20 protein-coding genes are annotated in these 20,982 nt (G+C 71.1%); 7 read left to right on the forward strand and 13 right to left on the reverse strand.

From position 1 onward, the window contains the following. The first annotated feature begins 45 nt into the window (after window positions 1-45). The 4 genes from CTZ28_RS28525 to CTZ28_RS47265 all read left to right on the forward strand — a co-directional run bounded on the left by CTZ28_RS28525 (window position 46) and on the right by CTZ28_RS47265 (window position 4,929). Window positions 46-588: a (2Fe-2S)-binding protein gene (locus CTZ28_RS28525; protein ID WP_121892574.1), complete on the forward strand. Its 543-nt coding sequence runs from the start codon at window positions 46-48 to the stop codon at window positions 586-588. Then, entirely contained in the window at window positions 585-1,574 is a 990-nt protein-coding gene (locus CTZ28_RS28530) for an FAD binding domain-containing protein (RefSeq protein ID WP_121892575.1), read from the forward strand. Before CTZ28_RS28525 ends, CTZ28_RS28530 begins: the two co-directional genes overlap by 4 nt. A 190-nt stretch (window positions 1,575-1,764) precedes the next feature. Continuing rightward, window positions 1,765-3,834, forward strand: coding sequence for a xanthine dehydrogenase family protein molybdopterin-binding subunit (locus CTZ28_RS28535; RefSeq protein ID WP_398656933.1), 2,070 nt, complete (start codon window positions 1,765-1,767; stop codon window positions 3,832-3,834). A gap of 72 nt (window positions 3,835-3,906) precedes the next feature. Further along, window positions 3,907-4,929 carry an XdhC family protein gene (locus tag CTZ28_RS47265; RefSeq protein ID WP_183154638.1) on the forward strand — a complete coding sequence of 341 codons (1,023 nt, stop codon included), beginning with the start codon at window positions 3,907-3,909 and terminating at the stop codon, window positions 4,927-4,929. 28 nt (window positions 4,930-4,957) lie between these two features. Here the strand turns inward: CTZ28_RS47265 and CTZ28_RS28545 are convergent, their stop codons facing one another. Then, on the reverse strand, window positions 4,958-6,202 hold the full coding sequence (locus CTZ28_RS28545; protein WP_259471846.1) for a SpoIIE family protein phosphatase: 1,245 nt from the start codon (window positions 6,200-6,202) through the stop codon (window positions 4,958-4,960). 236 nt (window positions 6,203-6,438) lie between these two features. On the opposite strand from CTZ28_RS28545, the gene CTZ28_RS28550 reads away from it, so the two are divergent. Further along, the gene (locus CTZ28_RS28550; RefSeq protein ID WP_121892578.1) at window positions 6,439-7,704 is read left to right on the forward strand and encodes an MFS transporter; all 1,266 of its coding nucleotides are present in this window, start codon (window positions 6,439-6,441) and stop codon (window positions 7,702-7,704) included. Between the two features lie 65 nt (window positions 7,705-7,769). On the opposite strand, the gene CTZ28_RS28555 is transcribed toward CTZ28_RS28550, so the two are convergent. Beyond that, window positions 7,770-8,423 carry a cyclase family protein gene (locus CTZ28_RS28555; RefSeq protein ID WP_121892579.1) on the reverse strand — a complete coding sequence of 218 codons (654 nt, stop codon included), beginning with the start codon at window positions 8,421-8,423 and terminating at the stop codon, window positions 7,770-7,772. A 155-nt stretch (window positions 8,424-8,578) separates the two neighbouring features. Here CTZ28_RS28555 and CTZ28_RS28560 point away from each other — a divergent pair, with 155 nt between their 5' ends. After that, window positions 8,579-9,703, forward strand: a complete 1,125-nt coding sequence (locus tag CTZ28_RS28560; protein WP_121892580.1) for an FAD-dependent oxidoreductase — start codon at window positions 8,579-8,581, stop codon at window positions 9,701-9,703. A 105-nt stretch (window positions 9,704-9,808) separates the two neighbouring features. Here the strand turns inward: CTZ28_RS28560 and CTZ28_RS28565 are convergent, their stop codons facing one another. The 3 genes from CTZ28_RS28565 to CTZ28_RS28575 all read right to left on the reverse strand — a co-directional run bounded on the left by CTZ28_RS28565 (window position 9,809) and on the right by CTZ28_RS28575 (window position 12,935). Further along, a complete protein-coding gene (locus tag CTZ28_RS28565; protein ID WP_121892642.1) occupies window positions 9,809-10,372 on the reverse strand; it encodes an EF-hand domain-containing protein in 564 nt (187 codons plus the stop codon). Between the two features lie 188 nt (window positions 10,373-10,560). Further along, window positions 10,561-11,739, reverse strand: a complete 1,179-nt coding sequence (locus CTZ28_RS28570) for a sodium:calcium antiporter (protein WP_121892581.1) — start codon at window positions 11,737-11,739, stop codon at window positions 10,561-10,563. A gap of 170 nt (window positions 11,740-11,909) precedes the next feature. After that, entirely contained in the window at window positions 11,910-12,935 is a 1,026-nt protein-coding gene (locus CTZ28_RS28575) for an NADP-dependent oxidoreductase (RefSeq protein WP_121892582.1), read from the reverse strand. Window positions 12,936-13,005: 70 nt separating this feature from the next. Between CTZ28_RS28575 and CTZ28_RS28580 the strand changes: the two genes are divergently transcribed. Then, a complete protein-coding gene (locus CTZ28_RS28580) occupies window positions 13,006-14,025 on the forward strand; it encodes a GlxA family transcriptional regulator (protein WP_183154639.1) in 1,020 nt (339 codons plus the stop codon). A gap of 119 nt (window positions 14,026-14,144) precedes the next feature. Here CTZ28_RS28580 and CTZ28_RS28585 read toward each other — a convergent pair whose 3' ends face one another. The 8 genes from CTZ28_RS28585 to CTZ28_RS28620 form a co-directional block, all read right to left on the reverse strand. Beyond that, on the reverse strand, window positions 14,145-14,549 hold the full coding sequence (locus CTZ28_RS28585; protein WP_121892584.1) for a nuclear transport factor 2 family protein: 405 nt from the start codon (window positions 14,547-14,549) through the stop codon (window positions 14,145-14,147). 443 nt (window positions 14,550-14,992) lie between these two features. Continuing rightward, the gene (locus CTZ28_RS28590; protein ID WP_121892585.1) at window positions 14,993-15,385 is read right to left on the reverse strand and encodes an NUDIX hydrolase; all 393 of its coding nucleotides are present in this window, start codon (window positions 15,383-15,385) and stop codon (window positions 14,993-14,995) included. 116 nt (window positions 15,386-15,501) lie between these two features. Further along, window positions 15,502-16,053, reverse strand: a complete 552-nt coding sequence (gene pyrE / locus CTZ28_RS28595; RefSeq protein WP_121892586.1) for an orotate phosphoribosyltransferase — start codon at window positions 16,051-16,053, stop codon at window positions 15,502-15,504. Continuing rightward, window positions 16,050-17,003: a dihydroorotate dehydrogenase gene (locus CTZ28_RS28600; RefSeq protein WP_121892587.1), complete on the reverse strand. Its 954-nt coding sequence runs from the start codon at window positions 17,001-17,003 to the stop codon at window positions 16,050-16,052. Before CTZ28_RS28600 ends, pyrE begins: the two co-directional genes overlap by 4 nt. Beyond that, window positions 17,000-17,821: an iron-sulfur cluster-binding protein gene (locus CTZ28_RS28605; protein ID WP_121892588.1), complete on the reverse strand. Its 822-nt coding sequence runs from the start codon at window positions 17,819-17,821 to the stop codon at window positions 17,000-17,002. The genes CTZ28_RS28600 and CTZ28_RS28605 overlap by 4 nt, the downstream gene beginning before the upstream one ends. Further along, on the reverse strand, window positions 17,818-18,405 hold the full coding sequence (locus CTZ28_RS28610) for an NADPH-dependent FMN reductase (RefSeq protein WP_121892589.1): 588 nt from the start codon (window positions 18,403-18,405) through the stop codon (window positions 17,818-17,820). Before CTZ28_RS28610 ends, CTZ28_RS28605 begins: the two co-directional genes overlap by 4 nt. After that, window positions 18,402-19,874: a 4-hydroxyphenylacetate 3-hydroxylase family protein gene (locus CTZ28_RS28615; protein ID WP_121892590.1), complete on the reverse strand. Its 1,473-nt coding sequence runs from the start codon at window positions 19,872-19,874 to the stop codon at window positions 18,402-18,404. The genes CTZ28_RS28610 and CTZ28_RS28615 overlap by 4 nt, the downstream gene beginning before the upstream one ends. Further along, window positions 19,871-20,938, reverse strand: a complete 1,068-nt coding sequence (locus CTZ28_RS28620) for a PLP-dependent cysteine synthase family protein (protein WP_121892591.1) — start codon at window positions 20,936-20,938, stop codon at window positions 19,871-19,873. The genes CTZ28_RS28615 and CTZ28_RS28620 overlap by 4 nt, the downstream gene beginning before the upstream one ends. Between the last annotated feature and the right edge of the window lie 44 nt (window positions 20,939-20,982).

The following is a 20,982-nucleotide window of genomic DNA, read 5'->3' on the forward strand; positions in this document are numbered from 1 at the left end:
ACCTTGTTGTTCGGAGGTTCGCTGCATTGAGGAAGGACAAGCGGTATGACGGACGGAACGCGCAGCGAGATACTTCTTCGCGTCAACGGTCTGACGCACCGTCTGGACGTCGACAACCGCAGGACACTGCTCGACGCACTCCGTGAGGACACAGGCCGCACGGGGCCGAAAAAGGGCTGCGACCGCGGGCAGTGCGGCGCCTGCACGGTACTGCTGGACGACCGGCGTGTGGTGTCCTGCCTGACGTTGGCGGTCGCCGCCGACGGCTCGGACGTCACCACGGTCGAGGGCCTCGCACCCGACGGTGAACTGCACCCGCTGCAGCAGGCGTTCGTACAGCTCGACGGTTTCCAGTGCGGCTACTGCACACCCGGCCAGCTCTGTTCCGCGGTCGCGATGCTGGCCGAGCACGCGGCGGGCTGGCCCAGCGCCGTCACCACCGACGTCTCACCCGAGCGACCGGCACCGGAGTTGGACGCCGTGGAGGTGCGTGAACGCCTGAGCGGCAATCTGTGCCGCTGCGGCGCGTACCCGTCGATCGTGCGCGCCGTGCTGGAGACGGCCGCCCGGGCGGAGGTGACGGGATGAAGGAGTTCGGCTATCTACGGCCCAGTCAGGTCCGGGAGGCTCTCGCCTTGGTCGCCGCCGACGACGGCGCCCGGTTCCTCGGCGGTGGTACCAATCTCGTCGACCTGATGAAGGACGGCATCGAGACACCCACCCGGCTGGTGGACGTGCGCCGGCTGCCGCTGGACGGGATCCGTGAGGCCCCCGACCGCGGACTCGTCATCGGCGCGACCACGACCAACAGCGACCTGGCGGCCCATCCCGAGGTGCGCCGCCGGTACCCGGCGCTCAGCCAGGCCGTCCTGGCGGGCGCGTCGGGGCAGCTGCGCAACATGGCCACGGTGGGCGGCAACCTGCTGCAGCGGACCCGGTGCGGCTACTTCGCGGATCCCTCGCAGCCGTGCAACAAGCGCAGCCCGGGCAGCGGCTGTTCGGCAATCACCGGCGAGCATCACAACCATGCGATCCTGGGCTGGTCCGACCACTGTGTGGCCACCCATCCCTCGGACATGACCGTGGCCCTGGCCGCGTATGACGCGGTCGTGCACTACGAGACCCCGGACGGGAGCCACGAGATCCCGCTGTCCGGTTTCTATCTGCCGGTCGGCGAAAGTCCCCAGCGGGAGACCGTGCTGCCCCCGGGCGCCCTGATCACCGCGGTCACCCTGCCGGCCGCCGCGGCAGGCCCGCGAGCGCGCTACCGCAAGGTCCGCGAGCGCGCGTCCTACGCCTTCGCCAACGTGTCCGTCGCAGCGGCGCTGGACGTCGAGGAGGGCGTCGTCCGAGGCGTCCGGATCGCGCTCGGCGGCCTCGCTTCACGGCCCTGGCGCGCGCTCGTCGCCGAGTCCGCCCTGCGGGACGCCCCCGCCACGGCCGACCGGTTCGGTGACGCCGCGGATGCGGAACTGTCCGCCGCGCGGCCGCTGCGCGACAACGCGTACAAGGTCACGCTGGCCCGCAACCTCATCGTGGCCGTCCTGACCGAGCTCGCCCACCGGGCCGAGTGACGGGCGCACCGGCGGCGTGCAGCCGGCCGGCGCCGGTCCCGTCACACGTCCTCAAGGAGATCAACGTATGAACGCCTCCTCGACCAGCCCATCCCCGGCTCCGACCGGCGACCGGACACCCACGCCGCACCCCACCAGGACCTCCGCCCCGTCGGCCGGCACGCCGGAGCCGCTGCTGGGAGCCGTCGGCATGGCGCGACCCCGGATAGAGGGAACGGCCAAGGTCACCGGCGCGGTGCGCTACTCCTCGGACGAGCCGATGGGCGACCTGGCCCACGGCTGGGCGGTGACCTCCACGGTGACCCGCGGTCGCATCCGCGACCTCGACACCTCCGCGGCACTGACCATGCCCGGCGTGCTGGGCGTCATCGACCACCGCAACGCCCCCCGGCTCGACCTGGAGGCCGGATCGTTCTTCGGGCCCGACGGTGGCATGCACCTGCTGCAGACCGATGAGATCCCCCACTCCGGCCGACCGGTCGCGCTGGTGGTGGCCGAGACCGCGGAGCAGGCCCGGTCGGCGGCCAGGGCGCTGCGGGTGACGTATGACGAGGAACCGTGCGACGTCGACTTCTCACTCGACCACCCGGCCGCCCGGCCGGCGACGTCGTTCATCGGAGCGGACGCCACCGTCGGGGACGTGGACACGGAGCTGGCCGCGAGCGCGGTGGTCGTCGACGCACGTTATGTCACCCCCGAGACACACGGCGCCGCCATGGAGCCGCACTCCGCGACCGCCTGGTGGGAGGACGGGCGCCTGCAGATCGTCGACTCCAACCAGGGGCCCTTCCTGGTCGCCATGACGGTGGCCGCACTGTTCCGCCTCGACCCGAAGCAGGTGCGCGTCCGCTCTCCGCACGTCGGTGGCGGCTTCGGATCCAAATCAGGGGGGTGCGGCCCCCAGTTGGTCCTGGCGGTGATGGCCACGGCGATGTTCGACCGCCCCGTGCGTGTCACCCTGACCCGGAGCCAGGTGTTCCAGACGGTCTCGATGCGGCCCACGACCGACCAGCGGGTGCGGATCGGGTCCGATGCCGACGGCCGACTGCGCGCCATCGACCACACAGCGGCCTTCGAGGTGTCCAAGCTCGCGGACTACCTGGAGAACTGCACCGAGCTCACCAACACGCTCTACGCGGCACGGGCCATCCGTACCCGGCGCAGCGCTGTCCCGGTCGACATCCTGCCGCCGTACTCGGTGCGCGGCCCCGGCGCGACACCCGGTTCCTTCGCGCTTGAATCCGCCATGGACGAGGTGGCGGAGCGCCTGCACATGGATCCCCTTGAGCTTCGGCTGCGCAACGAGCCCTCCGCGGGACCCGTGTCCGGCCTGCCGTTCAGCCGCCGCAACCTCACCGCATGTCTGAGGGAAGGTGCTCGCCGGTTCGGCTGGGCCACCCGCGACCACCGGCCGCGGACAGGGAGAGAGGGACATCTGCTCGTCGGCACCGGGATGGCGGCCACGTCCTTCGGCGCCGGGGCACTGCCCTCGACGGCCTCGATCACCGCCGAGACCGACGGAGCCTTCACCGTGGCCATCGGCGCCAGCGACATCGGCACGGGCGCACGCACCGCGCTGACCGCGGTGGCCGCCGAGGCACTGCGCGTACCTCCCGAACGGATACGGCTGCTGATCGCGGACAGCGACCTCGGTCCCGCGTGGGGCGCCGGCGGATCCCGGGGGACGACCTCATGGTCCTGGGCGATCACCGAAGCAGCGGCGAAGCTGCGCTCCCGACCGGGCGGCGCCACGCTGCCGCTGACCGTCTCGTTCGACACCACCGAGTCGCTCGGTGAGCTGCCCCTCATGGAACGGCACTCCTACAGTGCCGTGTTCTGCGAAGCGACCGTCGATCCTGCGACCGGCGAGGTCCGGGTGCGGCGCCTCCTGGGGATGTTCGCCGTGGGCCGCGTGATCAACCCGCTGCTGGCACGCAGTCAGCTCGTCGGAGGCATGATCATGGGGCTGTCGATGGCCCTGCACGAGGAAGGCGTCCGTGATCCGGCCACCGGCCGCCACCTCAACACGGACTTCGCCGGCTACCACATCGCCGCACACGCCGACGTACCCGACATCGAGGCTGATTTCGTACCCGACTATGAGCCCGGCGACCCGTCAGGCATCAAGGGTGTCGGTGAAATCGGCACGGTCGGCACCGCCGCCGCGATCGCGAACGCCGTCTGGCACGCCACCGGCCACCGCCGGCGGACCCTGCCCATCCGCCCGGACCACCTGGTCGAGGAACGGCCCCTGCCGTGAGCCGTCCACGAGGAAGGGCTCGTGGACCACTGCCGTCGCCGCCCCGGCCCGGAACCCGAACAAGAGGTACACGTGTTGCGCGAGGTATGGACCTTCGTCGACGCCCACCGTCGGGCGGGCCGGCCCGTCGCGCTGGCCCGGCTGGTGGACCGTGACGGTCCCGGATCACGACCGCTCGGCGCCACCATGGCCGTCGCCGAGGACGGTACGTGGCGCGGCTCGCTGTCGGGCGGTTGCGTCGAGGGCATCGTCCTCGACGCGACCCGCGCCGTCCTGGCAGGGGCCGCGCCGCAGGTGACGGCGGTATCGCCCGGGGACCATCTCCTGCCCTGGGAGGACACTCCCGGCTGCGCCGGCGAACTGCGCGTCCTCATCACGCCCGCGCCGCCCGAGCCGGTGCACTCCGCCATCACCACGGCCTTGGCCGAGGACCGGCCGCTCACCGTGCGGGTCGGGCTGAGGCCGCCCCACCACTGGTCGACTGCCGCCACGGCCGACCAACTGCCCGACATGGGACCCGCGTTCACCGAGGAACTGACCGGTCGGCCGCGGCTGCTGCTGGCCGGCGCGACAGATCTCGCCGCAGTCCTGGCCACCCTGGCCGGGACCGTGCACCGCAAGGTCGTCGTCCTCGACCCACGCCCCAGGCATGTCGCCTCCGGGGCCTTCACCGGCACTGCCGACGTCGTCCGTGCCTGGCCCGACCACTGGATCGCCCGCCATCCGCTCGGAGTACGCGACGCGGTCGTCTCGCTCAGCCATGACCCGCGCATCGACGACCGCGCGCTGCGCGCCGCTCTGGCAGGCCCCGCCGGGTACGTCGCCGCGCTCGGCAGCCGGGCCACCCACGCGCAACGCCTGCGGCGCCTGGCCGACGCGCCCGGACTTGACCGGCTGACCGGCCCGGCGGGCCTCGACCTCGGCGGAGCGTCGCTCGCCGAGAGCGCCCTGTCGATCCTCGCCGAGCTCGTCGCGGTGGACAACGCCCGCGGCGGACGTCGCCTGCGCGACAGCGATCTGCCCATCCGGGCCACCACGGCCGAGGCGCTCACCCGACCCACGCGGCTACGCCCTGTCGCCAGGAGATGGCAGTGACGGCGGGCGGACCGGCGTTCGGGAGACCCTACAGGCGGGCGACGATCAAGGCGATGTCGTCACGTCCGCCGCTGCTCACGCCGAGGCGGGACAGCAGGACGTCGGCCAAATGATCCGGGCCGAGCCGGGGGTTGTCGGCGAGGGTGTAGGTGAGCCGGTCGAGGCCGGCGTCGATGTCCTCCTCGCGGCGTTCGACGAGCCCGTCGGTGTAGAGGACGAGGGTGTCGCCTGCTGTGTAGGGCACGGCGGCCTGCGGACGCGGCACATGGCGCGGGCGTGCTCCCAGGGGCGGATCGGTGGCCTGGTCGAGCAGGACGAAAGTACCGTCGGCGTGTACCAGGACGGGCGGCAGGTGCCCGGCGCTGCTGTAGGTGATGCGCCGGCGACGGGCGTCGATGACGGCCTTGACCACTGTGGTGGCCAGGGCTCCTTCGACCGAGCAGGCATACAGGTCCAGTACCTCCATCGCCCTGGCCGGATCGTGCAGAGCCCGGACGGCGGCGGACAGCGCGCTGCGCAGCATGCCCATCGCGGCGGCCGCCTCCAGACCGTGGCCGACCACGTCGCCCACCGCGACGGAGAAGCCGTCATCGGGCAGGTCCACGATGTCGTACCAGTCGCCGCACACGTTGAGTCCCTGGGCCGCGGGCAGGTAGCGCACCGCGATGTTCGGGTGCTGACCGAGGTCCGGGGACTGCATCATCGCTTCCTGGAGGGTGACGGCGACCTTGCGTTCCCGAGCGTGGGCCTGCCGCAACTGCTCGTTCACCAACTGGAGCTCCCGCGCCCGCGCATACAGTTCGGCCTCCATCGCTTCGCGCTCGCCGATCGCCCGGCCCGGCTGCGCGCGGGTGGCGTGGGTGAGCACGAACTCGGTGACGTCTTCCACCCGGTGGATGATCCAGGCCACCTGTCCGTCCGGCCCGAGCACGGGGACGTTGATCGTGGACCACCAGCGTTCCTCGAACACCCCGGGGCGGCCGGGAATGGGGATGTCGTACTTCTGCACGGCCGCCATCGTGTCCTGCTGCTGCGAGCGCAGGACCCAGTGCAGCGAGGCACTGAGGTTCCGCACTCCGTCGGCTTCGGGGTCGGCCGGGTTCTCGGGGAACGCATCGAAGAGGTACTGCCCGATCAGTTCGTCCCGTGAGCGGCCGGTCGCCCGGCAGTAGGCCGCATTGGCGTCGAGGATCACAAGATCCGGGCCCAGTACCAGGTAGGGGCTGGGGGTGGCGACGAACAGTGCCCGGTAGTCGATCGGCGCTATGGTCACAGCCGCTCTCCCGTTCCTCTCGGGTGGCCCCCTGTCCGGTTTCACGTCCGTGGTCCCACGCTGAACGTAACAGTTGTGTGAGGTTCGGGCCGCCCAGCACGGGTTCCGGGCCCCTGCTCTCGGGGTCGATGCCCTCATGGTCCTGCCTGCCGCTCAAGCCGCGCTTCAGCGTCGCTCCCTATGGTCACGCCCAGCGCTGCCTCGGGTGAGTGGCGGCGAACACCGAAGGAGGCGCCATGGAGATCCCGGTACGGCTGCGACGGGCCCGCTCCGCGCTGCTCCTGGTCTTTCTCGTCCACGGCTCGGTCTTCGCTCTGCTGGTCACCCGCATCCCGGCGATCCAGGATCGGTACGGCCTCAGCGACGCCGCGCTCCCGCTGTTTCTCGCCGCCGTGCCGCTCCTGGCCGGTGTCGGCAGCGTCACCGTCTCGCGGGTGGTGCGCCGGGTTCCCGCGCCGGCGGTGGTACGTGTGCTCCAGCCCCTGATCTGTCTGTGTCTGGTCGGAGTCGGGGCGGGCGAGGCCGTCTGGCAGCTCGTAACCTGCCTCGGCGTCTTCGGGCTGCTGGTGGGCGCCATGGAGGCGAGCCTGAACATGACGGGCGTCGGGATCCAGCGCGGCTACGGTCGCAGCATCATGCTGGGCTTCCACGGTGCCGCCAGCCTCGGCGGCATCCTCGGCGCCCTGCTCGCCTGGGCCGGAGCCCACTGGCACCTGTCCCTGCTCGCCCTCTTCGTCGGTTCCGTCGCCCTGCTGCTGCCGTTCGCGATGTCGGTCGGCCCGCGCCTGACGAAGCAGCCGCGCACGGTGACCGACAGTCGTGCCGCAGCCGAGCCGGCCGCGCAGCCCTCCTCCTCACCGGCCGCTCGCCCGCGTGGAGTCCCCTGGAAGCCGCTGCTGCCGATCTGCCTGATCATGACCGTGGCCGTCATCGCCGACTCCACCGCCACCAACTGGAGCGCCAAGTTCCTTGAGGACACCCTGCACAGCTCGGAGGCGATGGCGACCGTGCCGTACGCCCTCTACATGGCGGCCACCCTGGTGGGCCGTGGTCTCGGGGACGGCTGGGTGCAGCGGTGGGGAGCGGTGGCCGTGGTGCGGGCGGGAGTCCTGCTCTCCGCCGTGGGGTTCGCCGTCGTCGCCGCCGCCCCGGAACCCCTGACCGGTGCCCTCGGTTTCGCCGTCCTCGGCGCGGGGTTGTCCGTGATCCTGCCCCAGCTCTTCGTGGTCGGTGCGCAGCGGCTGCCGGGTACGGTGGACATCGCCGTGGCCCGCGTCAACCTCTTCAACTACGTGGGTTTCCTGATCGGCCCGCCCCTGGTCGGGGCGGTGGGGGCGGCCGTCTCCTACCGGGCGGCCATGTGCGTGCCGCTGCTGCTCGTCCTGGGCGTCCTCCTCGTCGCCGGCTCCCTGGCCCAACCGGCCCAGGCCGACTCCGGTTCCGGCCCCACGTCCGCCCAGCCCGTCCCGGGGTCCGAGGCGACCACGACGACCGCCGGCTGACGGCGTGGTCGGCACCGGGCCGGGCCTCGGACGGCCGATGACCGGCGGTCAGTCGGTTCGCGCCGTCAGAAGACCGCGATGAGGTTGACCGGGCTGCCGGTCATCCCGTGCACGCGGGGCGGGGCGACGATGAGCAGGAAGCTGTAGCGCTCCAACTCCGCGCACAGCGCCGCGAGGTCGTCGAGCTGTGAGGCGTCGATCAGCGGCATCGCCATCCGGCCGAGCGCGACGCCGTGCAACGGGGACGGCCCGTCCGGGTCCAGCGGCGGGAAGGCGTCGCCCCTGTCACCCGTGTGGACAGAGACCTCCCGATGATGCATCCAGCGCACCGCGTCGAGGCTGATTCCCGGTGTCGGCGTGCCGTGGACCGGAGTGGCGGGCCGGCCGAGCCGGATCGCCAGCGCGTCGCCGGACCGTACCTCGACGCCCTGCCGTTTCTCGGCTTCCTCCAGATCGCGCGATGTCACCGCGTACCCGGACGGGAGGGGTTCCTCGACAGCCAGATCGAGCAGGACCCCCCGCGTCACGATCCCGGCCGCGAAGGCCGCCGTCGAGGCGAAGGTGACACCTCCGGCCGTCACGACCTGGTCCCTCGGACGGCCCGGGTAGACCTCATCGTCGCTGGACCAGTGCGCCAGTGCGTCGATATGTGTCGACTTCACATGATGGTTCTGCACCAGCATCAGGTCGGCCGCGACACTCACACCGGTGTGGGACATCACGCCATCCACCCGGTCGCCAGCGGAGCGACGTGTGTCGGTGCTATGTCGGGGCGGTCGGGGCGATGTCGGCGGCTTGTCGGCGGGGGGACGGAGCCTTTCTGGAGATCCTGCCGGATGCCGATCCGGCAGGCGTGCGACAGGCAAGGATCACCATGACCACTGACATCACGATCGTCGGCGCGGGACTCGGCGGACTGACGCTCGCCCGTGTCCTGCACGTCCACGGCATCCCGGCCACGGTCTACGAGGCGGAGGCCTCACTGACGGATCGTTCGCAGGGCGGAATGCTCGACATCCACGACTACAACGGCCAACTGGCCGTGCAGGCCGCCCGCCTGATGGACGAGTTCCGCGGCATCATCCTGGAGGGCCGCCAGGCGATGCGGATCCTCGACCGGAACGGGACTGTCATGCTTGACCAAGCCGACGACGGCACGGGAGGACGCCCCGAGGTCCAGCGCGGCGAACTCCGGCAGATCCTGCTGGACTCGCTCCCGGCCGGCACCGTCCGGTGGGGCCACAAGGTCAGCGGTGCCCGTGGCCTCGACGAGGGCCGCCACGAGGTGACTTTCACCGACGGCGGCACCGCCGTCACGAGCCTGCTCGTCGGCGCGGACGGCGCGTGGTCACGCATCCGGCCGCTGCTCTCCACCGCCACCCCCGAGTACACCGGCACGTCGTTCGTCGAGACCTATCTGTTCGACGCCGACACGCGGCACCCGGCTGCCGCGAAGGCGGTCGGTGGCGGGTCACTGTTCGCGGTCGATCCGGGTAAGCGGCAGATCGGAGCGCACCGGGAGAAGGACGGGACTCTCCACGCCTACGTGGTGCTGTCCAAGCCGCTGGACTGGTTCGCCGGTGTCGACTTCGCCGATGCCGCCGCGACTGCCGCGCTGATCGCGCAGGAGTTCGCCGGCTGGGCGCCAGAACTCACCGCCCTGATCACCGACAGCGACACCACACCGGTCCTGCGCCCCCACTACACGCTGCCGGTCGGACACCGGTGGGATCGGGTGCCGGGGGTGACCCTGGTCGGCGACGCCGCCCACCTCATCCCCCCGAACGGCGAAGGCGCCAACCTGGCCATGCTGGACGGCGCTGAACTCGGCGAGGCCCTCGCGGCACACCCCGGCGACGTCGAGGCGGCGCTGGCCGCGTACGAGCAAGTGATGTTCCCTCGCAGTGCCGCGGTCGGCGAAGCCGAGGCCGAGACCCCTGTCAACCCCACGCTCGAGGACCTGCTCAACTTCTTCACCCGGGACGAGCAGACCCCATGAACCGCCGGCCGAGATCACCACGGTGACTGGCACCTCCGTTCGTGGAACGGTCACCGTGACCGTTCCACGAACACCTTCGCGCGCTTCGAAGGCCTTCTTGTCAGCTCAGCGGCCGAGCAGCGGCACGTCGATCTCGCCCATGTGGTAGGCGCGGACGGCCCGGACCAGGTCGTCGACGGAGAGCTGGTCGTCCTCGTCGACGGAGAGCTGCTCGTCGCCGTTGGCGTGGATCTGGCGGAACGCGTCGGCCGGGTCGATGTTCTCGACCCTCATGGCGTCCAGCCAGGTCTTGAACTCGGCCTGGCTGATCCCGCCGTCGTCGTCCGCGTCCGCCAGCTGGATCATGGCCTTGATCGCCGGCTTGACGACCTTGCTGAAGCCCGCGCCGCCGTTCTTCAGGACGTGCTGCCGGCAGATGTCGTTGAACTGCTCCCGGGTCAGCCGGCCGTTCTCCTGGTCGATCCCGGCGTGGTCGGCGAAGAAGTTCCACATGCCCCGGTAGGCGTCGGTCAGCGCGCGGCCCCTCGGGGAGGCGGGGACTTCGCCGAAGGCATGCAGGATGCGCTGGGACTCGGCGTCGCAGTCGGACCGGTCGATGCGGCCGTCGCCGTTCACGTCCCAGCCGTCGAAACGCTTCTGGATGCGGTCGAGCTGCACGGAATTGGTCATCTCGGAGACCTCCAGGTGGTTCGTCCGGGCGGGCCGGTCCAGGGACGGCCGGCAGCGGCACCCGGTGCATCTGTGAAGTGCCGCACCGATGCGGCGACGGAACAGCACGTTACCGACACCGTGAGTGACTGCGGTGTGCGCACGCATTGCCAACTGGGTGACAGGGACGAGCGGGAGCGGACCGGCGCTCAGCCAGAGGCGATCGGAGCGGGGATGCCGGCGTTGTCGGGCGCGGGCGCGCCCGGGACCGCCGGTGCCTCGATGCCCGGACGCCGCGCGGCGTCGTCGGAGCCTGGGGCGTCGTCGACGGGAACCAGCCCGAACACCGAGAAGCTGACGGCCCAGTAAGCGACGTAGCCCACCAGCAGCACCGCACCGTGCCAGCGCCGCAGGTGGCCGGTGAGAAGCGCGTACGCAGCGAACCCGTTGATCACCACGAGGGCCGGCAGGTGCCAGGTGAAGATCTCCGGGGAGATCACGAGCGCGCCTCCGGCCAGGGCGATGATGCCCACCTTCGCGGTCACCGAGAACACGACGCTCCCGATGACGTTGCCGACACCGATGGCGGGCGCGCCTCGCCGGGCCGGCTCCGCGGTCAGGAAAATGTCCTCCAGGGAAAGCACCAGCGTCGCGATCGTCGCCCCGAAGACCGTGCCGCTGACCGCGAAGTCCTCGAGGATGCCCCCGGTCCCCTCCGTCATGGCCCAGGCGCCGGCGACGAGTCCGGTCAGCGCCAGGACCGCCAGCAGGAGCAGCGCCCATCCGGGCCGCTTGTTCGACTTCGCCGCGGCGACCTCGCCGGTCTCGTAGAGATCACCGGCGCCACTGCCGCCGGTACCGCCTCCGCCCCCGGCCGTCCCGGCGGCGACGCCGACCAGCTCGGGGCTGTCGACCGCTTCGAGCACTTCTGCGCTCCGGAACGTCGGCACCGCACGACGGGACTCGCGGTAGGCGACGTAGGCGACGAACAGCACGAACAGCAGGATGAGAACGATCGCGGACACCGTCCCCAGCTCGCCGAGCAGTGCGGGCCCGATCAGGATCAGTGGGGCGATCGCGAACAACGCGATGTAGTCCTTCGGGATCTCCACCCGGGAGGGCGCGACGAGAGCGGCAATCGCGACCACCAGACCCGTCATCGAGATGACGGTTCCGAAGACGACACCGAGCGCGACGTCTTCGAGTCCCTCCACATTGAGCACCACCCCGAAGGCGAGGTCGTCGAACTCGATCCCGGTGAACAGGATGGCCAGCAAGAACAGCGAGATCGCCAGACCGCGCGCCGCGCCGACCAGGTAGGTGATCAACTTCTCGGCGCTGAAGACCAACAGCACCGCTCCGCCGGCAAAGATGAGGATGGACGTCATCCGATTGCTCCCCCTTGAGCAGAACGGACCGGCCCGGTTCCCCAGGGCCTGAGCGGTGACGGTCATTCAGAAGCTAGCAGCGGATCAGAGCGGTGACTATCCGCATGGGGACAGATACGGACAGCTCTGAACGTGCTGCGGACCCGGGACGCCCCCTGGACCGTCCCGCTTCAGCGCATGGTGATGACCAGCTTGCCCGTGGTGCGGCCCGTCTCCCCCAGGGTGTGGGCCCGGGCGCCTTCGGCGAGGGGGAAGGTGCCGGAGACGTGGGCGCGGAGCCTGCCCCGGTCGACGAGGTCGGCGATGGCGCGCATCCCGGCATGGTCGTGCTCGACGGCCAGGTGGACGGCGCGAACCTGTGCCTTCTGTGCCGCGGCTCGGGTGCCTTCGGCGCCCGGCAGCAGGGTGACGAGGACGCCGCCGGGACGGAGCACGCCCACGGAACGCGTGGCGTTCTCCCCGCCAAGGGCGTCGAGGACGACGTCGTAGCGCTCGTCGGTGTCGGTGAAGTCCTCGGAGCGGTGGTCGATGCAGGCATCCGCGCCGAGCCCGCGCAGGAAGTCGTGCTTGGGGGAGCTCGCCGTCCCGGTAACGTGCGCGCCGCGCTCCTTGGCGATCTGTACGGCGAGATGACCGACACCGCCGGCCGCGGCGTGGATCAGCACCCGCTGCCCGGCCCGGAGGCGCGCGGTCTCGGCGAGGGCCTGCCAGGCGGTGAGCGCGGCCAGCGGTAGGGCGGCCGCCTGGACGTGGTCGATCCCGGCGGGCTTGGCGGCGAAGGCGCGGGTGGGGCCGGTCACGTACTCGGCGTGGGAGCCGGCCCCGTGCGGGTAGGGGAGCATGCCGAACACCTCGTCACCGGGCTTGAAGAGGGTGACACCGTGGCCGGTCTCCACCACGGTGCCGGAGACGTCCCAACCGAGGGTCAGTGGCGGGGGCGGCAGGAAGATGCTCAGGGCGCGGTGCTTGAAGTCCGTGGGGTTGAGTCCGGCCGCGTGCACGGCGACGAGGATCTCCCCGAGGCCGGGCGTGGGCCGCGGAAGCTCGGTCAGCTGCAGAACCTCGGGGCCGCCGAGGGCCGTCTGGTGCAGGGCGAGCATCACGGGAGTGCCGTCCTCGGCGGCGCTGTCCTGGGAGTCCGTGGCGGCCGTCGGGTCCGGGGAATCGGGGTTCACAGGGGTGTACGTCGAAGTCATGCCTCGATCCTGGCCGTACGGTCCGGCCCCGGGCGATGGCCAGAAGGTCATCCTCCGATACATTCCTGCCATGCATATCGACCCTGCCGCCCGCCGTGCTCCCGGCGCCCACAAGGTCGTCGTCCTTGCCCTCGACGGTGTCTATCCCTTCGAACTCGGCATCCCGCACCGGGTTCTGGGATCCGCGGACGGCCGCTACGAGGTGCTGTCCGCGAGCGTGGACGGGCAGCCCGTGCGTACCGGCTCGGACCTGACCGTCACCCCCGGGCACGGTCCCGAGGTGCTGGCCGAGGCGGACACCGTGGTCATCCCTCCGTACGCGATCTCCCCGGCCTCGGCCGCCGCCCCGGACCCGCGGGCCCTCGCCGCCCTGTCCCGTGTCCGCCCCGGCACCCGTCTGGTGTCCATCTGCACCGGCGCCTTCCTGCTGGCCGCCGCCGGTCTCCTGGACGGGCGCCGGGCCACCACCCACTGGGCGCTCACCGACCGCTTCCAGGAGTTGTTCCCCCGGGTCGAGCTCGACGCCGGCGTGCTCTTCGTCGACCACGGTGACGTGCTGACCTCCGCGGGCGCGGCGAGCGGTGTCGACGTCTGCCTGCACCTGGTGCGCCAGGACCACGGCAGCGAGGTGGCCAACCAGGTCGCCCGCCTTTGCGTCGTGCCGCCGTACCGGGACGGCGGGCAGGCGCAGTACATCGAGCGGCCCCTGCCGCCGACGAGCGGAACCGGCACCGGGCCGACCCGCGACTGGGCGCTGCAGCGGCTGGAACTGCCCCTGTCACTGCACGAACTGGCCGCGCACGCGGCGATGAGCACCCGCACCTTCGCCCGGCGTTTCCGGGAGGAGACCGGTCTGAGCCCCGGCCGCTGGCTGACGCAGCAGCGGCTGCGGCGAGCGCGGCACCTGCTGGAGTCCAGCGATCTGCCGGTGGAACGGGTCGCCCACGAGGTCGGCTTCGCCACCGCCACCTCACTGCGGCGGCACCTGGCGGTGGAGGCGGGGGTCGCCCCGTCGGCATACCGACGCACTTTCCGCGCCTCGGGTCCGGCCGCGGGCGATGTCAGGGAAGCGTCAGCACCCGGGGACTGAGAGGCCGTTCTCACGCATGAGCACGTCGGCCCGGCCAGTACTGCGTTCCGCCGCCGCGGGCCTTGCACTTTGGGAATGCCAAGGATCATGAGGGATACCGGCCTGCCGGGCGCGGGCGGTCAGGCTCTGGCGATGTTTCTGCCCGGCATCGGCTCCGCGAGTGCCGTCCGCCATTCGGGTGCGCCGAAGGCGTCCGCGAAGTACTGCGTCTCGTGCACCACGTGCCCGTGGGCGAATTCCATGATGCTCACCGAGTAGGTGGGAACTCCGTCATACGTGATGACGCACTCGCTCACCCACAGGTCTCCGCCACCGACGATTCGGTGGACGGTGAAGTGCCGACTGGCAGGGTGCCCGCCACGTTGGGCCGAAATCGTCGCGCGGCCCCGGAATCGTTCACCTGACTGGGGGTAATCGAGGACAGCGTCCGCGGCGTAAATGGCGTGCTCGGCTTCGGTGTCCCCACGTTCCGATGCCCGCCAGTGTTCCTCGATTGCGGCCCTGGTCCGGATATCAGGATCCATCGTGCTGTCCCTTCTGCATACGTCCGGAACGAGCCGGGGACCTGGGAACGCCTGATGGGCAACGGTGACAGCGTAGCCCGCCCAGCGCGGCGACTCAGCTTTTCGTCCACGTACCGTGGCTCCTGAGCCGCCAGGCAACGCTCACCGCCAGTCCCATCACCCCGGCCGGCTGGACCACCGTCACGGGCGCCAGTTGCAGCGCGGCGATCTGATAGGAACGCCGCACCGGCCGCGGTGCTTGCCCAGGACGTCAGCCTCAGCGAGCGGGCCACGTTCCGCAGTCCGGGCAGGCGGCCCAGCCGCCGGGCCACCGCGCCGGCGGCGCACCACGTGCCCAGCAGGGCCGGGGCCGCGGTGCCCACCGGGAGCCGGGAGCTCAGTACCGAGTCGGATGAACGCGTACCTGCTTCCCCGGCAATGGGTCCGACGGCAGTTGAACCCCTTCACAGACCAGACAAGGCGTCGAGCACCTGCTGCACAGCGGGCGCGCAGCGCTCGGCTTCGTCGATGCCGATCCAGGCCAGCTCGGCGATCTCCCGGCCGGCGTGCGGGGAGCCGTGCGCTGTGCCCGTGAAGCAGTGCATCCGCAGGTGGATACCTGGCCGGCCGTGTGCGGGTGCCTCGATGGTGACGACGTGTTCGAGTGTCGTGGGGAGGAGCCGCAGGCCCAGTTCTTCGTGGACTTCGCGGACGAGGGCCTGCTCATGGGTCTCACCGGGCTCGATCTTGCCACCGGGCAGGTAGAACGCGTCACGGCCCTTGGTGCGTACGACGAGAAGACGGTCCTGGTCGCGGGTGATCCACCCGACTGAGGTGAGAGTGCGGTCGTCGGTCATGTTCACATTTCTGCCGGTGAGGAGTTCGGGGGGCGTCTGTGATGTCACGTACGGCGTTGGCCGTTCGTGGAGGGTCCGGTTGGTTGTGCGGGGGCCACGGTGTGCATCTCCTCTTTCTACTTCCCCAGGAGGTCGGCGGCGGTGAAGACACTGCGGACGGGAATGCCGGTGGCGGCCACCGGGTCGGCACCGCCGCGGTCCACGAGGAGCACGACGCCGACTACTTCGGCGCGCTCGGCCTGAACGGCGGCGATGGCGTCGAGTGTTGAGGCACCGGTCGTGGAGGTGTCCTCGACGAGCAGAACCCGCTTGCCGGTGAGGTCGGTGCCCTCGATGCGCTTGCCGAGCCCGTGCTGTTTGGCCTCCTTGCGGATGGCGGCGGCGGGGAGTTCCTGGCCGAGGTCTCTGGCGGCGGCCATGGTGGCGAGTGCCACGGGGACGGCTCCCAGGACGAGGCCGGCCACGGCGTCGTAGTGCCAGACGCGGGCCTCGTGCCGGATGGCGTGCCCGATGAGGGTGAAGCCGCGCGGGTGGAGGCTGACGCGGCGCAGGTCGAAGTAGTGGTCGGAGGTCGCTCCGGAGGACAGGGTGACCTGTCCGCGGACGATGGCTCGGTCCCGGATGAGCCGGGCGAGTTCGGTGGTGTCGTGCGGTGCGGTCGAGGTCATCGCGGCTCCAGGGGGCGGTGGGCGACTCCGATGGCGTCGCGGTAGCGGGCGATACCGTGGGAGGCGAGAAGGGTGCGCAGTTCGGCGGTGATGCGTACGGCGGCGTCGGGTTCCTCGAAGTTGACGGTGCCGATGGAGACGGCGGACGCGCCTGCGGCGGTGAGGTCGAGGGCGTCCTGACCGCGGCGGACGCCGCCGCCTCCGAGGACCGGGATGTGCGGCAGGGCCTGGTGGACCTGCCAGATGCAGCGGACGGCGACGGGTTTGATCGCGGGGCCGGAGAGGCCGCCGAAGGTGTGGGACAGGGTGGGGCGCAGCGTGCGGGGGTGGATGGCCGCGCCCAGGAGGGTGTTGATGAGGCTGAGCGCGTCGGCGCCCGCGTCGACGCACGCCCGGGCGATCTCGGTGATGTCGGCGACGTCGGGGCTGAGTTTGGCGGTGATGCGGGTGTGCGGCAGCACGGTCCGGACGGCGGCGACCACGCGGGCGGCGGCGTCGGGGTTGCGGGCGAAGACGCGGTCCTGGTCCTCGACGTTGGGGCAGGAGATGTTGATTTCCAGTGTGTCGACGGGTTGGTGGTGCTCGGCGATGGCCTTGGCGCAGGTGGCGTACTCGTCGATGCTGTGGCCGGCGATGGAGACGAGGGTGGTGGCCCCCTGCTTGGCGAGCCAGGGTAGGTGCTCGTCCAGGAGGGTGCGGATGCCCTCGCCTTGGAGTCCGATGCTGTTGAGCATCCCCGCGGGGGTGGTTGCGGCCCGGGCGGGCGGCAGGCCGGGCCAGGGGCGTGCCAGAACGGATTTGGTGGCGATCGCTCCCGTCTCGGCGAGGTTGAGGAAGGTGCTGATCTCACGCCCGTACATGGCGGTGCCGGAGGCCAGCACGAGAGGCGTGGACAGGCGGAGCCCTGCGAGATCGGTGGTGAGGTCGACGTCATCCGGGTGGAGGGTCATGTCGGCCTCCCGGCAGGGCTGAGGTGTTGCCAGGCGATCTGGTCGCCCGGGAAGACGGGGCCGTCGACGCAGCCACGTGCGTAGGTGTTCCCGGGTGCCACGGGGACCGCGCAGGTCAGGCACAGGCCGATCCCGCAGGCCATGAAGGGTTCCAGGAGCACCCAGCAGGGGACCTGCCGGGCACGGCAGACCTCATATGCCGTGCGGGCAAGCGGTGTTGGAGCGATGATCACGACCTGGCCGGCCCGGGCGGCCAGCCGTGCGACGCGGGTGGTCCAGCGCTGCGGTTCGGGTGTGGCCTCGACGCTCACTGCGGCCCGCGGAACCGGATCCCACCAGACAGCGGCGTGTTTGTCGACGGGCGCGGGGACGAACAGGTGTGTCTGATGCGGTCCGCCGGCTTCGCGCAGGGAGTCCGCGACGAACAGGGCCGCGGCGGCACCGTGATCGACCCCGATGATGCTGGTGATACCTGCCACCGCGGGCAGTTGGAAGGGGGAACCCAGCGGGCCGATCAAGGCGAGGAGGTCACCGGAGTGCAGCTGCCCGAGCGCCCCAGGGCCGTTGTCGCTGCGCCGGGCGACCAGGCGTAGCCCGGAGGCGTCGCCGCTGTCGCGTCGCACCGCTGCCGGGGAGAGCATCCACCGGCCGGGGGGACCGAACCCGGGCGGGGCGGGCACGGAGACGAACTGGCCCGGCTGGATCAGCCGGGCGATGCGCGGGGCAGCCACCTCGATGCTGGTGTAGTGGTCGAAGTCGGTGCGCAGCAGCACGGTTCCGTCTTCCCGCGCCGGCCCCTGGTGCCGTGGACGGGTCATGGGCCCGCTCCGGAGGACGCGAAGACCGGAGTGGGATCGCGGCGCAGTTGCCAGGTCGCGTCGGCCAGGACATGGATTTCGCTGATCATGCGGGTGATCCGGGCGGCGTCGGTCCCCGGGGTGTCATCAGGAGTGCCGATGGCAGGAGGCGTGACCACAGCGTGGGTGGGGACGGCGATGCACCCGAGGGCGCGGGCGACGGACCGCAGGTGGTCGCAGGCCTGGACCGCGGTGAGCGAGGCACCGACGGCGACCAGCCCCACGGGTTTGCCCTTCAGGTCCGGTTCGCACAGGTGGTCCAGGGCGGTCTTCAGCAGTCCGGAATAGCTGCCGTGGTAGCACGGAGTCACCCAGACCAGGGCGTCGGCCTTCGCGGCCTGGTGCCGCAGGTCCGCCAGGGCGTCGGGCGGCTGGTCGCCGGTGTGCAGCGGCGGGAGGGACTGGTCGGCGAGGTCGCGCAGGATGGGACGGCTTCCGGTGGCAGCGATGTGCCGGCTCACACTTTCGGCCACGGTGAGGGTGCGGGACGGGCGCGCGGCGGCCCCGGCCAGGACCAGGAGCCGCCTGGGGGTGAAGGCCTTCATGTGCGGGCCTCCTGCTGGAGTTGTGCGGCTGCCGGGGCGGGTCGCAGCGCCCGGTTGACCGTGTCGAGCAGCGAGGTGGTGTCGTAGCCGAAGTACTGGGCCGCCGCGAGACGCACGGGGTCGCCGGAGTGGTAGCGCTCGTACTGCATCTGGCGCTGGCCGAAGGCGCTGCCGGTGGCGTCCCAGGCGAGCTTGAGGAGGCGGACGCGGTGCTCGGCGGAGACACCGTCGGCTCCGCGGTAGAACCGCTCGATGGCCGGCCACAGGTCACTGCGGAGGTCCTCCTCGGCGGGCGTGCTCAGCAAGCTGCCGCCCCCGAGTATCTGGATGACCTCGATCATGCGGGCGGTCATCTTGGGGAAGTGGTAGCGCAGCGCCATGACGGGTGCGATCGCGGGGGTGAGTGTCCCCCACTCGGACGTGCGAGCGTCGGCCTCGGCCGCGAGGATGCCGGCCTTGGCCAGTTCCAGGAAGCCGAGGACCTCGCCGAGCATCTCCTGGACGTGCAGGAATGCGTTGGTGCCGGACATCTCCGCGAGGGCCACCGCGATGCCGGCGAGCAGTTCGGCCTTGGCCGCTCCGCGCACGATCCCGTGCTGGCCGGTGTGGTGGCGTGCCGTGGTCACGTCGTAGAGGCGGTTGGCGGCGTCCACATCGCCGTGGAAGAAGACCCGGTCCCAGGGGACGACGACGTCGTCGAAGATGCACGTCGCGTCGATCTCCTCGTAGGGGGCCAGCGGCGTGCTGATCAGCCGGGTCGGGTCCGCCACGAACGGTTCGCGGCAGACGATCCGCAGGCCGGGCGTGGCCACGGGGACGGAGAACGCCACGGTGTAGGCCTCGTCGCCCTTGGCGTACTTGGGCAGGGGGAACACCACGATCTCGTCGGCCACCGGGACGAGGGTGCCGATCAGTTTGGCGCCGCGCACCACCAGTCCCTCGCTGGTCTCCCGCACGATGCGCAGGTGGACGAAGGGGTCGTCCTGGTCGTTGGAGGCGCGGGCGCGGTTGAGCGGTGGGTTGATCGCGGCGTGCGACAGGAAGGGGTCGCTTTCGCGGCAACGGGCGTGGAAGGCACGGACGTTGCGGCCGAACCGGGGATCGGTGCGGGAGAAGAACTCCTGCGCGGAGGAGAAGGCGGTCACGGCGGTGTTGACGAAGTCCGGCGAGCGGCCGAGCAGCCCGAAGGTCGCGGAGGCGGTGGTGCGATACGCCTGACCGCGCGCTCGCAGCTCCTGCGCGTTGCGGGGTGCCGCGAGGGAGACGGGGTAGACGCCATCGTCGTCCTCGCGGACCAACTGGTGGCGCAGCTCGGGGTCGTGCTGCAGGTCATAGAGGCGGGCGACGGTGAGGGCGGCGCCGGCGAGGACCGGCTCGTCCAGCACATCGTCCACGCGGCGTCCGCCGAGCCAGACCTCTCGCCCGTCGTGCAGGCCCCGCAGGTACTGGGTTCCGGTGCGTACGGTCATGCCCGTGCCCCCTCGATCATCCGCTCGGTACCCTGCGGGTCGGACGGCTGCGCGGCCGGCGGATACAGCGGTGTCCGGGCGTGCCGCAGCAGGTCGTGGCTGGTGTGCCACAGCACGTCGACGGGGACGCCGTGTTCGGCCAGCCACGCGTCGTCGTAGGACTCGTACAGGTAGTTGGCGCCTGTGTCGGGGGCGATGGCGAGGACAGGGCGGCCCGGGTGGGCAGTCGCGTAGGCGAGAGCGGCGAAGACCGCGGCTCCGCCCGATTCGCCGAGCAGCAGGCCCTCTTCCCTCGCCAGGACCCGGCACGTCGACAGCGCCTCGGTGTCGGCGACCCGGTGCAGGGAGTCGATCAGGTCGGTACGCAGGTTGCCCGGCCGCCAGCTCAGGCCGATCCCGCGCATCATGTACGGCGCGAAGGGGTGGCCGAACGTCGCCGACCCGACGGCGTCGACCGCGCGCACGTGCAGGGACGGGAAGTGCTCTCTGAGGGCGCTGCTGAGACCGCTGAGGTGTCCGCCGGTCGAGACCGTGCCGACCAGGGCGGCCAGGTCGTCGAAGTCCTTGGCGATCTCGGGGGCGGTGTGCAGCGCGTGCGCCTGGGGGTTGTCCGGGTTGTTGTACTGGTCGAGGCTGCGCGCTTCGGGGTTCTGGGCCAGCAACTCCTCGACACGGCGGATCCGGGCGACCTGGTAGCTGCCGTTGCCGTCGGGGCGGTCGACCATGTCCAGCTCCGCGCCGAAGCTGGTGGCGTAGGAGAGTACGGACTGCGGTGTCTTCGGGTCGACGACCAGGATCACCCGGTAGCCCTTGACCGCGCCGATCAGCGCCAGGGACTTGCCGAGGTTCCCGGATGTGGACTCGACGAGAGTGCTGCCCGGGGTGAGGCGTCCGTGCCGTTCGGCCTCCTCCACCATGTGTAAGGCGGCCCGGTCCTTGATGCTTCCTGAGGGGTTCGTGCCTTCCAGCTTGACGCATATCCGGTCCTGTGGTTCGGGCAGGAGCTTGCGCAAGCGGACGATCGGGGTGTCGCCGAGGGTCTCGAGCACGTTCTCGTAGATCACGTTGCCTCCTGGATCGGGTCGTTCCGGTGGCGGTGTGCGGTCAC

It is taken from the genome of Streptomyces shenzhenensis, from assembly GCF_003688995.1.
GTDB lineage: Bacteria > Actinomycetota > Actinomycetes > Streptomycetales > Streptomycetaceae > Streptomyces > Streptomyces shenzhenensis_A.

Excerpts from the sequence above, each read along its gene's own strand:
- CTZ28_RS28605 (WP_121892588.1), bottom strand. The coding sequence starts at position 17,821 with ATGACCCGTCCACGGCACCAGGGGCCGGCGCGGGAAGACGGAACCGTG.
- CTZ28_RS28570 (WP_121892581.1), bottom strand. The coding sequence starts at position 11,739 with ATGACGTCCATCCTCATCTTTGCCGGCGGAGCGGTGCTGTTGGTCTTC.
- CTZ28_RS28575 (WP_121892582.1), bottom strand. The coding sequence starts at position 12,935 with ATGACTTCGACGTACACCCCTGTGAACCCCGATTCCCCGGACCCGACG.
- CTZ28_RS28560 (WP_121892580.1), top strand. The coding sequence starts at position 8,579 with ATGACCACTGACATCACGATCGTCGGCGCGGGACTCGGCGGACTGACG.
- CTZ28_RS28580 (WP_183154639.1), top strand. The coding sequence starts at position 13,006 with ATGCATATCGACCCTGCCGCCCGCCGTGCTCCCGGCGCCCACAAGGTC.
- CTZ28_RS28550 (WP_121892578.1), top strand. The coding sequence starts at position 6,439 with ATGGAGATCCCGGTACGGCTGCGACGGGCCCGCTCCGCGCTGCTCCTG.
- CTZ28_RS28590 (WP_121892585.1), bottom strand. The coding sequence starts at position 15,385 with ATGACCGACGACCGCACTCTCACCTCAGTCGGGTGGATCACCCGCGAC.
- CTZ28_RS28555 (WP_121892579.1), bottom strand. The coding sequence starts at position 8,423 with ATGTCCCACACCGGTGTGAGTGTCGCGGCCGACCTGATGCTGGTGCAG.
- CTZ28_RS28615 (WP_121892590.1), bottom strand. The coding sequence starts at position 19,874 with ATGACCGTACGCACCGGAACCCAGTACCTGCGGGGCCTGCACGACGGG.
- pyrE (WP_121892586.1), bottom strand. The coding sequence starts at position 16,053 with ATGACCTCGACCGCACCGCACGACACCACCGAACTCGCCCGGCTCATC.
- CTZ28_RS28600 (WP_121892587.1), bottom strand. The coding sequence starts at position 17,003 with ATGACCCTCCACCCGGATGACGTCGACCTCACCACCGATCTCGCAGGG.
- CTZ28_RS28535 (WP_398656933.1), top strand. The coding sequence starts at position 1,765 with ATGGCGCGACCCCGGATAGAGGGAACGGCCAAGGTCACCGGCGCGGTG.
- CTZ28_RS28585 (WP_121892584.1), bottom strand. The coding sequence starts at position 14,549 with ATGGATCCTGATATCCGGACCAGGGCCGCAATCGAGGAACACTGGCGG.
- CTZ28_RS28610 (WP_121892589.1), bottom strand. The coding sequence starts at position 18,405 with ATGAAGGCCTTCACCCCCAGGCGGCTCCTGGTCCTGGCCGGGGCCGCC.
- CTZ28_RS28530 (WP_121892575.1), top strand. The coding sequence starts at position 585 with ATGAAGGAGTTCGGCTATCTACGGCCCAGTCAGGTCCGGGAGGCTCTC.
- CTZ28_RS28525 (WP_121892574.1), top strand. The coding sequence starts at position 46 with ATGACGGACGGAACGCGCAGCGAGATACTTCTTCGCGTCAACGGTCTG.
- CTZ28_RS28565 (WP_121892642.1), bottom strand. The coding sequence starts at position 10,372 with ATGACCAATTCCGTGCAGCTCGACCGCATCCAGAAGCGTTTCGACGGC.